At 39.6% G+C, this 15473-nt stretch carries 2 protein-coding genes; both read left to right on the top strand.

Annotated elements, in window-relative coordinates; genetic code table 11:
• Positions 1-262 precede the first annotated feature (262 nt).
• The gene (locus ACKWCD_RS05045; RefSeq protein WP_413982840.1) at positions 263-7516 is read left to right on the top strand and encodes a malectin domain-containing carbohydrate-binding protein; all 7254 of its coding nucleotides are present in this window, start codon (positions 263-265) and stop codon (positions 7514-7516) included.
• Between the two features lie 334 nt (positions 7517-7850).
• The gene (locus tag ACKWCD_RS05040) at positions 7851-15413 is read left to right on the top strand and encodes a PKD domain-containing protein (protein WP_413982839.1); all 7563 of its coding nucleotides are present in this window, start codon (positions 7851-7853) and stop codon (positions 15411-15413) included.
• Positions 15414-15473: the final 60 nt, after the last annotated feature.

The following is a 15473-nucleotide window of genomic DNA, read 5'->3' as shown; positions in this document are numbered from 1 at the left end:
CATCAGGACTTCGCCAAATAAAACTTGCTATTTTTCGTTATTTGTTTCGAGGTGAGAGATTGGTCGTGTATTTACTATAATCAATAAAAATTCGACGAAAAGATGGCGTTAACGATTCAAACTGTATTTTATCGATTAACACCTATTTTTAGACGAAAAGAATTAGGGTATTTTCTGCATTAATTGTTATTGATTTATCTTTGTGGTCCAAACAGACCCCGACCTATAATGAATAAACTTGCGCCTTTAACAAAGCATTGCTATGAAAAAAAACTACAATTCGTTTTTTAATTTACATATTCCTACCCTAGGGCTTTTGTTTGGAGAAAAAACAAAAAGCCTTTTTTTGCTTTTATTTTCAACAGTTCTATTCAGCGTTTTTACCGGAAATGCGCAGTTACCGGATGAGTTTGTCAAGGTTGAATTGGCTAGTGGGCTTTCAAACACAACTACATTTAAGTTCGCTCCTGATGGTAGAATTTTTATTTTAGATAGGTATGGTGAAGTATTAATATATAAAAACAGCACTGGGTTTGTACAATCAGCTGGAATAATACCAGTTTTTCATGAGCTAGAGGACGGTTTGTTGGGTATTGTCTTCGATCCAAATTTCGCGACTAATAATTTCATATATGTTACCTATTCTCCATTACCCGTAGGGGCTAATAAGAATAGGTTATCCCGTTTTACCATGGTTGGCGATAACCTAGATATGGCTTCTGAAGTAACTCTTTTGGAATGGGACACCAATAGAGTTGCTAAGTACCATTCAGGCGGAGATATGGATTTTGATTCTCAAGGAAATTTGTATGTCGCGACAGGAGATAATACTACTTATCCAAATACATATACGGCCATTAGTCTTACAAATACTGATACTCCTGCTAATGAGCAGGCTAGTGCTGAAAAATCCTCTTCAAATACAAATGATTTAAGAGGTAAAATTTTAAGAATTACCCCTCAAGCAAATGGAACTTATACGATACCCCCGGGAAATCTTTTTCCAGGAGGCACAGGTGGATTACCAGAAATATATGTTCTAGGAGCTAGAAATCCATATCGAATTTTTGTTGATGATGAGGCTAACGATTGGCTTTATTGGGGAGAAGTGGGGCCCGATGCGTCTGTTCCAGGTACTGCCGGACCGATGGGGATGGATGAAATAAATTTAACCAAGAATGCTGAAAATGCAGGTTGGCCATACTTTTTAGGAACGAATAACGCTCCATATCAAGTCGCTTATAATGGTTTACCTCCGTTTTACAATGACCCATTGGCTCCTGTAAACACCTCAATTTTCAACACAGGTGCTACGAATCTTCCGCCGGCAGAACCGGCTTGGATGTCGTTTGATAATAAATGTTATTTAGCTGGGTTTCGCTATTATTATGATACCAATTTAACCGATCAGCAAAGACTACCTATTGAGTTTGATGATAAATTCTTTTTCTATGATTTCAATTCGAGCAGAATATGGGTAGTAACTATGGATGCAAATGGAAATATATTAGATGACACAAGTACAATAGCCACAGTACCTCAATTTGCCCCCGCGGTATTCCCTCCTGGTACGGAAGGTTTTATTGATATGGAACTAGGCCCAGATGGGAAAATGTATATTTTAGCCTATGGCGTGCCTTGCTGTGATCCAGATGCAGGTCCAACAGGTAAACTTTACAGGGTTGATTATACCGGTATTACTACCAATAGTCCACCAGTCATAGAGCTTAGCGCTACACCCACTAATGGAGATTTGCCATTAGTTGTTAATTTTTCAAGTGTTGGAACCACAGACCCTAATGGCGATCCTATGACATTTTCATGGGATTTTGATGGTGACGGTATGCCCGATTCTAGTGACCCTAATCCGACCCATACTTATACAGTAGAGGGTACTTTTAATGCCCAATTAAGAGTTAGCGATGGCAACCCAACCAATGGTTTAAGTATTAAAAATGTTACAATTTACGCTGGAAATAATCTAGCAGAGTTTACCATTAATTCGCCAGCAAATGGGGGTTTCTTTAATTGGGGTGATGATGTTAATATTGATATAATTACTGAAGATGACGAAGATGGGTTGGTTGATTGTAACCAAGTTATCCTCACGCCAGGTTTTGGTCATTTAAATCATGTTCATCCTGAACCTACCACAAATGGATGTCCACAAACATTAATGTTAGCGGCAGATGAAAATCATGGTACTGATGGCGAGCTTGATATTTTTGCTTCCATCTCTATGGAATATACTGATACAGGAGGGCTTATCTCAAGAGACTTATTAACTCTTCATCCGAAAAGGAAAGAAGCAGAGTTTTTTGATACTGAAAGCGGAGTTACCATAATTCCAAATAATGACCCACTTGAAGGAGCGCAAGAAGCGATAAGAGTTGATGCCGGAGGCTATATTTCATTTTCAGAACGAAATCTTCAAAATATTACGGGTGTAAAATATAGGGTAGCTTCTGCTGCCGCGGGTGGAAGTATCGAACTGCGTTTAGGGAGCCCAACAGGACCTTTATTAGTTACAACTGCCGTACCTTCAACTGGAGGGACAAGCTCGTGGATAAGTGTAGAATCTAACTTTTCAGATCCCGGAGGAAGAAATGATTTATTTTTTGTTTTCACTGGTTCAGGGTCTAATATTTTTGATTTGAATTACGTGGAATTTCTAGGAAACGGAGTTTCTACAGATAACTCACCACCTTTAATAGAAATTGTTAAGGCTCTTAGTCCAACCTTGGTTTCAGTTAATTTTTCAGAGTATGTGGATCAAACTTCTGCTGAACTGATATCAAACTATGCAATAAACAATGGTATTAGTGTTGTTTCTGCTGACTTACAGAATGATGGACGAACTGTTTTTTTAACAACATCTACTATTAGTGCAGGTACAAATTATAGTTTGACAGTCAGTAATGTTCAAAATATTTCTGGTTTAACAATAGTTACAAATAACTACCCTTTTAGTTTGATAGGAGAAGTTCGAATTAATTCTGGCGGACCGCAAGTTGTATTTAATGGAGATTCGTTTATTGCTGATAATTATTTTGATGGAGGAGATTTTTTTTCAACAACAGCTGATATTCTTGGCACCACTGATGATGATTTATACCAAACAGAGCGCTATGCTACCGGCAATGGAATATTTTCTTACGAGATACCGGTTGGAGTAGCAGGAGAGTATGATATACGTCTACACTTTGCAGAAATTTTCTTTGGTTTACCCGGAGCTGGAATTGGCGGTGGTCCGGGATCAAGAACTTTTAATGTGAGTATAGAAGGAAACCCAGTACTTACAAATTTTGATATACTAAGCGAAGTTGCTCCTGCTACTGCTTTGGTGAAAGAATTCAATAACGTAACGATAAACGATGGTTTTGCCACTATTGTATTCACTGATGGCGTACAAAGTGCAAAGGTTAATGGTATCGAAATTTTATCACCTGATACTTTTGGTGAGCCATCTGATGCAAGTATCTCTATAACTTCACCATCGAATGGATGGGATGTAAACCAACCTTTTGAGGTAGCATTTAACGTAGAAAATTGGACAATTTTAGAGGGTGATACCCACGTTCATTACTACATTGATGATATGATGATAGGACCGCACTATAGTTATGAGCCTATTGTAATTGAGGGTCTAAGCCTTGGGAGTCATACTATTAAAATTGAGCTTTTTAATCAAGACCATACAGCAACTGGAATTTTCGATGAGGTAACGGTCAATGTTACTGGAGATATCACTTGTAATACAACACTTTTTCCTGATCAATGGGGAGTAAAGCAGTTAGAAACAACATCACTACCAACGGTTTCGGTGTATACGTTTGCTGATTTTGATCTTGATGGCGATGGTTTAAAAGATATTGTAACAGGTGCCTGGTGGTATAAAAACCCTGGAACAATACAAGGAGAGTGGGTGAGAAGCACTATAGGTACTGATTTTGATAACGTGGCCTGGGTACATGATTTCAATGGTGATGGACATCTAGATCTTTTAGGAACTACTGAAAATGGATTAGATCCTCGCGGTTATGAAGGTTCTGACCTAGTTTGGGCACAGAATAATGGTACAGGTTCCTTTACGGTCTATAACAACATTCCTTCAGGTGATACAAACTACAGTGAACCATTCGTTGCCGGTGTTGCCGGTGGAGTATTTACAGTTGGTGGTCCTTATCAAATGGCAATCAATTGGAACGGAGCCGAAGCTACAGGTTCTCCTATGCAATTGCTAACACCATCGGCGAATCCTACAACTGGAACATGGACTTTGGAAACCCTTACCATGGACTCCACTGGTGAAGATATCCAAGTTGGTGATATTGATCAAGATAATGATTTAGACCTTTTTCAAGGAAGTAATTGGATTAGAAATGATTTGAGTACAGGAGGAGGTTGGACCACCTTTAGTACGGGAATAACATATGCGACAACACCAGATAGGGCTCAACTTGCTGATTTTGATCGCGATGGAGATTTAGATGCTGTTGTTGGTCAATTAAGTGCTTTTTCTACTGACCCTGACCGGAAAGAATTCTCATGGTTTGCTGCTCCAGCTGATCCAACCCAACCTTGGGTTAGAAATGTATTGGATACTGATGTAAGTGGTAGTTTAAGTGTTTTCGCTACAGATATTGATTTTGATGGGGATAAAGATATTGTGGTAGGAGAGTGGAGAGATCAATACCGATTGATAGCTTTTGAAAATGACTTATGCGATAGCGGAACTTTTGTAAAGCAAATTATAAATGCAGGTATACCTGGTCAAGAGCATCACGACGGAGCACGAGTAACAGACATTGATAATGATGGTGATTTAGACATTATTTCGAATGGCTGGTTTGTAGGTGCAAATCCACATAACTTCCCTAGAATTTACGAAAATCAAACAATTCCACCTGCAAATGATGAGCCTATTGTTGATGCAGGTCCTGATCAAAATATTTTACCTGATACAGCCACTTTAAATGGTTCAGCGAGCGATCCTGACGGGGGTTCAATTACATCTTATCAATGGTCTCAAGAGAGTGGCCCTAGTATAGCCACTTTAACAGGCGATACTACCGAAACTCTAGTTGCATCAGGCTTGGAGGAAGGTGTTTACGTATTTAGACTTACGGTAACTGATGATGAAAGTGATACAAATTTTGATGAGGCAACAATTACAGTTTCAAATCAATCCTCCGCCATTCGAATTAATTCAGGTGGTCCAACCTATACTTTCAATGGTACAGAATGGTCAGCAGATCAATATTTTAATGCCGGTACTCCCGAAGAGAATTTTATCGCAATTGCAAATACAGAAAATGATGAACTTTATCAAACGGAAAGGTTTAATAATTTAGGGCCATTGGTATATGAGATACCGGTTAGTAATGGAGATCATAATGTTAATTTACACTTTGCTGAAATCTATTACGGAGTTTCTGGTCCTGGAGCTAGTGGAGATATTGGGTCAAGAATTTTTAATGTAGATATTGAAAATGGAGAAGGAACATTAACTAATTATGATATTATAGCCGAAGCTGGTGCAAGTGCAACTGCGATCATAGAAAACTTTACAAATATTACGGTGACTGATGGTAGTCTAACAATTACGCTTACCAGCGTAGTGGAGTTTCCTAAAATATCAGGTATTGAGGTTATCGTGCCAGGCAGTAGTAACCCACCGATAGTTTTTGCAGGAGATGATCGAACAATCACCTTACCAAATAACACTTTAACCCTAGATGGTTCTGCAACTGATCCCGATGGTGGTGTTATTGCGTCTTATTTGTGGAGTCAGGTTAGTGGACCAACGACAGCTACATTTAGCGATGTAAATATTGCAGATCCAGTTATAAGTGATTTAGTAGAAGGTGATTATGTTTTCAGTTTAACAGCAACTGACGATGAGGGTGACATGGGCAGCGATCAGGTTACAGTTACTGTGGCTAGTGAACCATCAACGCTTTTGATTAATTCTGGGGGACCAGCATATGTTTTTAACACTGAAGAATGGACTGCAGACCAATATTTTGTTGGAGGAACACCTTTCCCAACAACTCCTAATCCTATTCCAATAGCAAATACTGAAAATGACCAGTTGTATCAGACGGAAAGATTTAGTACGACAGGTACTTTGGTTTATGAGATTCCTGTTATAAATGGCAGCTATAATGTTGACCTCCATTTTGCGGAGTTGTTTTATGGTGTTGGCTCACAAGCAGGAGGAATTGGTTCAAGAGTTTTTAATATTCAAGTTGAGAACCAACCCCAAATTAGCAACTATGACATAATTGCCGAAGCAGGTGAAAGTGCCGCAGCGGTGATTGAAAGTCTAGTGAATGTTCCAGTCACTGATGGCATGTTAACTATTACCCTGATCTCTACCGTAGATTTTCCTAAAATATCGGGTATTGGTGTATTTGAAACTAGAATACCGGATGTTAATGCAGGAGCAGATCAAACAATAACTTTGCCAGCGAATAATGCCGTTTTAAATGGAACTGCAAATGATCCAGATGGTGGTATGATAACTTACCAATGGACGCAAGTAAGTGGACCTAATACGGCTACTTTGGTTGGCGCAAATACGGCAGACCTTACAGCAAATGATCTCGTCGCGGGTGAATATGTTTTCCGACTTACAGTTACAGATGATGAAACACAAACTGCCTTCGATGAAGCAACTATTATAGTTACCCCAGAAACCGGTGGAAATATGCCACCTGTAGCGGTTGCAGAGGCGACACCTACTACCGGATCAGCACCGCTGTTAGTTAGTTTCACAGGAGCTAATTCAACTGATGATGTTGGCATTGCTTCTTACATGTGGGATTTCGGCGACGGAATGACTTCAACAGAAGCAAATCCAGAATATACCTATAGCACCTTAGGTACCTATGATGTAGTATTAACTGTTACCGATGAAGGAGGCTTGACTGATACGGCTACCTTGACAATAACGGTTGCAGAGATGGGAGATCAACCCGTTGCGGTTGCTGAAGCGACTCCCACTTCGGGCGGAGCACCTTTATTGGTCACTTTTACCGGAAGCAATTCTACAGATAATATTAGTATTGTCTCTTATTTATGGGATTTTGGAGATGGAATGACTTCTACGGAAGCTGATCCTGAACATATTTATACAATACCGGGTACCTATGATGTATTATTAACCGTAACTGATGACGGAGGACTGACGGACACTGCCTCACTTACCATAACGGTTGCTGATGATCCGACAGGAAAAATGAATATAATCTTGACAAGTAACCCTCCAAGTCCTATGGATGTTGGTTTTGCGCACATACAAGTTGTGAATCAACCCGTTGATGTGCGGGTGATGAACATTACCTTACATGATGTAGGTGGGCGTTATCTTGCTGGTTTTTTAGCTGATGAAATTGAGCAAAATGGAGTATATAGAATACCTATATCTACTTTGGGAGACGGAGTTTATTTCGTTCGAGTTGCGATGAGTCAAGGTGAAACCACACTAATTAAGTTGTGGATAAATAACTAAAGAATAAGTATCCAATATTTTGAAAAGGTCCATTTTAATGGGCCTTTTTCGTTGAAATACCATTACTCAATAGGTAATTCACGATAATTTGTATTAATTTAGACCTCAATTCTACCAAGGACTATTTTTTATCCAAATGGTCAATATCCAAATAAAGTCCATTTTAAAGTGTGTTTTATTAATGGGATATAGTTCATCGATTAGCCCCCGTTTATTTAGTATTAAGTCGCTTGACCTTATTCTTTAGGTTTAAAACGGGATATTTTTGTAGAATAATCAATCCCCCTTATTTTGTAAGTATTTTAACTAACCAGTGTTGTTTAGACAATTAGCTATGGGAATTATTCCAGGAGTAAACTCGCAGAAAAAAATCAATTTTTGCATACCATCATATAAGAGTGCAATCAATGTGTTTGTTCTTACATTTATTTTGACGGCGTTTACTAGCGCCAAAGCACAATTACCCACAAGTTTTCAAAAAGTTGAAATAGCTAGTGGATTATCCAACACTACGACTTTTAAGTTCGCACCTGACGGTCGTATTTTTATACTTGATCGTTATGGAGAACTTTTAGTATATAAGTCAAGCGTAGGAGTACCTATTTCCGCAGGTACACTTCCCGTTTTTCATGAATTGGAAGATGGGTTATTGGGTATTGCCTTTGACCCAAATTTTACAACCAACAATTTTATTTATTTATATTATTCACCTGCTGGTAATTCATTTGAAGGAAATCGAGTATCTCGATTTACAATGAATGGTGATAACCTTGATTTAGGTTCCGAAATCACACTTTTACAGTGGCCAACCAACCGGATAGCTAAGTACCATTCTGGAGGTGATATGGACTTTGATTCTCAGGGTAATTTGTATATCGCTACGGGTGATAATACCACCTATCCGAATACCTCTACAGCAATCGCTCTCGTAAATACAGATACTCCAGCCCACGAAATAGATACTGCAGAAAAATCATCTTCCAATACAAATGACTTGCGAGGAAAAATTTTACGAATTACTCCTCAGGCAAATGGAAGCTATACTATTCCTTTGGGTAACCTCTTTCCAGGGGGTACAGGAGGTTTACCGGAAATTTATGTAATGGGTGCCAGAAACCCCTATAAAATATTTGTTGATGATGAAGCCAACGATTGGCTGTATTGGGGCGATGTAGGGCCGGATGCGGCAAACGCATCTACTTTAGGACCTTCAGGAAGGGATGAGTTAAATTTAACTAAAAGTGCAGAGAATGCGGGTTGGCCTTACTTTCTAGGAAAAAACAATGACCCCTATCAAATTGTTTATAATGGTTCACCACCTTTTTATAATGATCCCCTTGCTCCCCTCAACACTTCTGTTTTTAATACTGGAGTTACAAACCTTCCTGAAGCGCAACCTGCATGGGTTGATTTTGACAATAAAAGTTATTTGGTAGGTTTTCGATATTATCATGATAATAACCTGCAGGATGTGCAAAGATTACCAATCGAATTCGATGGAAAATTCTTCTTTTACGACTTTAATTCAAGCAGAATTTGGGTGGTAACACTGAATCCTGATGGAAGTATTGTAGAAGATACAAGTAGTATCGGTACAGTTCCCCAATTTGCGCCCTCGGTATTTCCGGTAGGTTCAGAAGGGTTTATTGATATGGAATTAGGTCCTGATGGTAAAATGTATATTTTGGCTTACGGAGTTCCTTGTTGTGGTTCCGATTCAGGGCCCACTGGGAAACTAATTAGAGTTGATTATACAGGAATCGTAACAAATAGTCCTCCAGTTGTTCAACTTAGCGCAACACCTACCAATGGTGATTTGCCACTGGTTGTAAATTTCTCGAGTGCAGGTACTACCGATCCGAATAATGATTCTCCGTTAACTTATGAGTGGGATTTCGACAGCGATGGAAATGTCGATTCTACTGACCCAAACCCAACACATACTTATTCTACAGCAGGAACTTTTAATGCTCAGCTAAAAGTAAGTGATGGCAATCCAACAAATGGTCAAAGCATAAAAAATGTTACGATTTATGCTGGAAATAATCTGGCAGAGTTCAGCATTAATTCACCAGCGAATGGAGGCTTTTTCAATTGGGGAGATGATGTGAATATAAATGTTACTGTTCAAGACAATGAAGATGGTGCGGTAGATTGCAATCAAGTTATTCTTGTACCTGGTTTTGGACATTTAAATCATGTGCATCCAGAATCTACTTTGAATGGTTGCCCTCAGGTATTACGACTTCAAGCGGATGCAAATCATGGTACGGATGGTGAACTAGACATTTTTGCTTCTATATCAATGGAATATACCGATACGGGTGGTTTGATATCAAGAGACTTACTCCAACTTCATCCGAAAAGGAAAGAAGCGGAATTCTATGACACACAAAGCGGGACAACTGTTTTTCCTAATAATGATCCCCTTGAGGGAGGCCAGGAAGTACTTCGAGTAAACTCAGAAGGATTTATATCTTTTGCCGGTAGAAATCTGCAAAATATGACTGGGGTAAAATACAAGGTTGCTGCGGCTTCGGCAGGAGGTAGTATTGAACTAAGGGTTGGAAGTACAACGGGACCGCTATTAGCAACAACACAGGTTCCAGCAACTGGTGGATTAGCTAACTGGGTAAGTGTAGAATCCAGTTTTACGGACCCTGGAGGCCAAAATGACTTATACTTTGTATTTAAGGGATCAGGATTAGGAATTTTTGATTTGAATTATGTGGAGTTCTTAGGAGACGGAATATCTATTGACAATACTCCACCCACGGTAGAAAGCGTTTCTGTACTCAACTCGACAACTGTAGCTGTACAATTTTCAGAATATCTAAATGCTGCTACTGCCCAAACGCTTAGTAATTATACGATAGATAATAATGGATCAATATCATCCGCTGTTTTACAAGAAGATGATCGTACCGTGTTTTTAACAGTTTCAAATTTAGGTTCAGGTAGTAATTACAATTTAACGGTTGCAAATGTTCAAAATACTTCTGGCTTAGCTATAGTATCGAATAGCTATCCATTCACTTTAATAGGAGGTGTGCGAATTAATTCAGGTGGCCCTGAGGTTAGTTTGGCAGGAGATACTTTTATAGCAGATGAATACCGATCAGGAGGGGCAGTATATACAGTGAACTTTCCTATAAATAATACTACCGATGATGCCCTTTATCAAACCGAAATTTATGGTCCTGCAGTTGGTCCATTCACATATGAAATACCCGTTGAGGGGTCTGATCAGTATGATATTAGACTTCATTTTGCCGAGTTGTATTTTGGAGTTCAGTCTGGAGGATTAGGTTCTAGAGTTTTTGATGTTTCAATTGAAGGGGCAACAGTACTTTCAAATTTTGATATTCTAAGTGAAGTTGCCCCAGCGACTGCCTTGATAAAAGAATTCAATAATATTCAAGTAAATGATGGTTTTGCAAGTATCCAATTTGAAGGTGTGACGCAAAGGGCCAAAATTAGCGGAATAGAAATATTAGATAAAAATACATTTGGTGAGCAAACCAATGCTAATATTACGATTAATTCACCTTCTCAAAATTCAAATGTGAATCAGCAATTCGACGTGTCCTTTGTTGTAGACAATTGGACAATTGCCGAAGGGGATACACATATGCATTATTATATCGATGATGTTATGGTTGGCCCTCATTATAGTTATGATCCTATAAGCATTGACGGACTTAGCTTAGGCACTCATAAAATCAAACTAGAGTTATTTAATATAAACCATACAGGAACTGGAATTTTTGATGAAGTAACGGTCAATGTTACCGGAGATATCACTTGTAACACAACACCCTTTCCAGATCAATGGGGAGTAAAGCAGTTAGAAACAACATCACTACCAACGGTTTCGGTGTATACCTTTGCAGATTTTGATCTTGATGGCGATGGTTTAAAGGATATTGTAACAGGTGCCTGGTGGTATAAAAACCCAGGGTCCGTTCAAGGCAATTGGGTACGAAGCACTATAGGTGCCGATTTTGACAATGTGGTTTGGATATACGATTTTGATAATGATGGAGACCTTGATCTTTTAGGAACGACTGAAAATGGATTAGATCCTCGTGGTTATGAAGGTTCTGACCTAGTTTGGGCACAAAATAATGGTACAGGTGCTTTTACGGTTTTTACTAACATTCCTTCGGGTGACACAACTTACAGTGAGCCTTTTGTTGCGGGTGTTGGGGGTGGAATATTTACAGTTGGTGGTCCTTATCAAATGGCAATCAATTGGAATGGAGCCGAAGCTACTGGTTCTCCTATGCAATTGTTAACGCCATCTGCGAATCCTACAACAGGAACATGGACCTTGGAAACCCTTACGATGGATTCTACAGGAGAAGACATTCAAGTCGGTGATATTGATCAAGATAATGATTTAGACCTTTTTCAAGGAAGTAATTGGATTAGAAATGATTTGAGTACAGGAGGAGGTTGGACCACATTTAATACGGGAATAACGTATGCCACAACACCAGATAGAGTGCAAATTGCTGATTTTGATCGCGATGGAGATTTAGATGCTGTTGTTGGTCAATTAAGTGCTTTTTCTACTGACCCTGACCGGAAAGAATTCTCATGGTTTGCTGCTCCAGCGGACCCAACGCAACCTTGGGTTAGAAATGTATTGGATACTGATGTAAGTGGTAGTTTAAGTGTTTTCGCGACAGATATTGATTTTGATGGGGATAAAGATATTGTGGTAGGAGAGTGGAGAGATCAATACCGATTGATAGCTTTTGAAAATGACTTATGCGATAGCGGAACTTTTGTAAAGCAAATTATAAATGCAGGTATACCTGGTCAAGAGCATCACGACGGAGCACGAGTAACAGATATTGATAATGATGGTGATTTAGACATTATTTCGAATGGCTGGTTTGTAGGTGCAAATCCACATAACTTCCCTAGAATTTACGAAAATCAATCAGTGCCGACAGGCACTCAATCACCAACAGCTAGTGTAGGTTCAGATCAGAGTATTACTCTTCCGACAAATAGTATAACGTTAAATGGTTCTGGTACCGATCCTGATGGTGGTTCGATTACAGCATATCAATGGACCCAGCAGAGTGGGCCAAGTACCGCTTCTTTGTCCGGAGCTACCACGGCTAGCTTTACAGCGAATAATCTTGCAGAAGGCACCTATGTTTTCCGTTTGACGGTAACCGATGATGAAGATGAAACAGGTTTTGATGAGGTTTCAGTAACAGTAAACCCAGAAGTTATTGTAGGCGGATTTGCACTTCGCATTAATACTGGTGGAACAGCAGCGAATTACTCCGGAGAGGATTTCATAGCGGATCAATATTTTGATATCGGAAATACTTTAGATAGACCTCAAACAGGACTTCCAGAGCCTTATCAGACCTTCCGTTTTAGTAGGTCACAGGTGATGGGTTATGATATTCCTGTTGCTGATGGGGAGTATACCGTACGACTTCACTTTGCAGAACTATGGTTTGGAGCCACAGGTGGAGGTTCAGGCGGAGTAGGCAGTCGTGTTTTTGATGTTAGCATGGAAGGACAATTGGTTGAGGATAATTTGGATGTCTTTGATGAAGTGGGAGCAGATGCGATGTTGGTCAGAACCCATACTGTAAATGTTTCAGGAGGCGTTCTCAATATTGATTTCAACTCCACTGATGCGGCTGGCGGAAATCGTCATCCGATAATAAATGCCATAGAAATTATAGGGTCAGGAAGCACAACTAGCCCACCAACGGCTGATGCTGGTTCAAATCAGAGTATTACCCTTCCTACAAATAGCATAATCTTAAATGGTTCTGGTACCGATCCTGATGGTGGTTCGATTACAGCATATCAATGGACGCAACAAAGTGGGCCAAGTACGGCTTCGCTATCCGGAGCGAATACTTCTAACCTTACAGCAAATAACCTTTTAGAAGGCACGTATGTTTTCCGTTTGACTGTAACTGATGATGAGAATGAAACAGGATTTGATGAAGTATCGGTAATTGTGAGTCCTGAAGTCGGCACCCAATCACCAACAGCTAGTGTTGGTTCAGATCAGAGTATTACGCTACCAATGAATAGTGTAACGCTTACGGGTTCTGGTAACGATCCTGATGGTGGTTCGATTACAGCATATCAATGGACCCAGCAGAGTGGGCCAAGTACCGCTTCTTTGTCCGGAGCTACCACGGCTAGTCTTACAGCAAATAATCTTGCAGAAGGCACCTATGTTTTCCGTTTGACGGTAACCGATGATGAAGATGAAACAGGTTTTGATGAGGTTTCGGTAACAGTAAACCCAGAAGTTATTGTCGGCGGATTTGCACTTCGCATTAATACTGGTGGAACAGCAACGAATTACTCCGGAGAGGATTTCATAGGGGATCAGTACTTCGATACCGGAAATACTTTAGATAGACCTCAAACAGGCCTTCCAGAGCCCTATCAGACCTTCCGTTTTAGTAGGTCACAGGTGATGGGTTATGATATTCCTGTTGCTGATGGGGAGTATACCGTACGACTTCACTTTGCAGAACTATGGTTTGGAGCCACAGGTGGAGGTTCAGGTGGAGTAGGCAGTCGTGTTTTTGATGTCAGCATTGAAGGACAATTGGTTGAAGATAATTTGGATGTCTTTGATGAAGTGGGAGCAGATGCGATGTTAGTCAGAACCCATACTGTAAATGTTTCAGGAGGTGTTCTCAATATTGATTTCAACTCTACGGATGCAGCTGGCGGAAATCGTCATCCGATAATAAATGCCATAGAGATTCTAGGATCAGGAAGCACAACCAGTCCACCAACGGCTAATGCTGGTTCAAATCAGAGTATTACCCTTCCTACAAATAATATAACGTTAAATGGTTCTGGTAATGATCCTGATGGCGGATCGATAGCAAACTATCAATGGACGCAACAGAATGGACCAAGTACGGCTTCGTTATCCGGGGCGAATACTTCCAATCTTATAGCAGATAACCTTTTAGAAGGCACGTATGTTTTCCGTTTGACAGTAACTGACGATGAGAATGAAACAGGATTTGATGAAGTTAGTGTCGCAGTAAATCCGGAGAGCATCACCAATCCAAGCGAAATCTGGTTAGAGGCAGAATGTGCTGTAGTCGGTTCAGGTTGGAGTCTTATAAATGATGTAACCGCTTCAGGAGGAGAATATTTGCTTCCACCTTTCGGTGCAAATTACAGTAGTGCCCCAACAGCTAGTAGTTCAAGAATCACCTTTAATTTTAACGCAGCAGCTGGAACCTATAAAATCTATGCTAATGTAAAAGTGCCTAGTGTGGAAGATGATAGTTTTTGGGTAAGGGTTAATGGGGGTAATTGGCTGCGTTGGAATTTAATACCGGGAGGCAGTGCTTTCAGCTGGCATCAAGTGCATGATAGGGAATTAAATACGGTATTTCTCAGTTTTAATTTACCAGAAGGGTCAAACACAATTGATATTGCACATCGTGAAGATGGTGCTGGTCTTGACAAACTTTATGTGACTAAAACTACAAAATTACCAAGTGGATTTGGTGATACAGCTACAAATTGTTCAAGTGGAGCTAGTAGCAAGTCTAGTAGCTCTGAGAGTGAAAATGAAATTACGAATATAGTATCTACCGATTCATCTCGTATTTTGATACCAGTTTTATATCCTAATCCAGCTAAGGCTTATACCACCCTAAGAGTTCCTTCAGGAGGGATAAATATCAAAAACATATCCTTATTTGAATTGACGGGAAAAATGGTGAGAGTCTATGACGAAAGTAGATTTATTGTAGCTCAAAGCGGAATTGAACTTGATTTGATAGGAATTGAAAACGGAATATACATGGTTTTGGTTTCCATAAATTCAGGTGAAAATTACAGACTAAAACTTATAATTAAAAATTAGCACTAACCAACCTAAATGAAAAGCCCGAAACTTAAATGATTCGGGCTTTTCTAATTTATA

Origin of the sequence: Maribacter taeanensis (assembly GCF_047345145.1) — a bacterium.
GTDB lineage: Bacteria > Bacteroidota > Bacteroidia > Flavobacteriales > Flavobacteriaceae > Maribacter_C.
The sequence above is the reverse complement of the archived record's forward strand: the minus strand, read 5'-3'. Positions and strand labels throughout refer to the sequence as shown.

Bases quoted from the DNA above. Each gene is read 5' to 3' on its own strand.
- ACKWCD_RS05040 (WP_413982839.1), top strand. From the start codon at position 7,851: ATGGGAATTATTCCAGGAGTAAACTCGCAGAAAAAAATCAATTTTTGC.
- ACKWCD_RS05045 (WP_413982840.1), top strand. From the start codon at position 263: ATGAAAAAAAACTACAATTCGTTTTTTAATTTACATATTCCTACCCTA.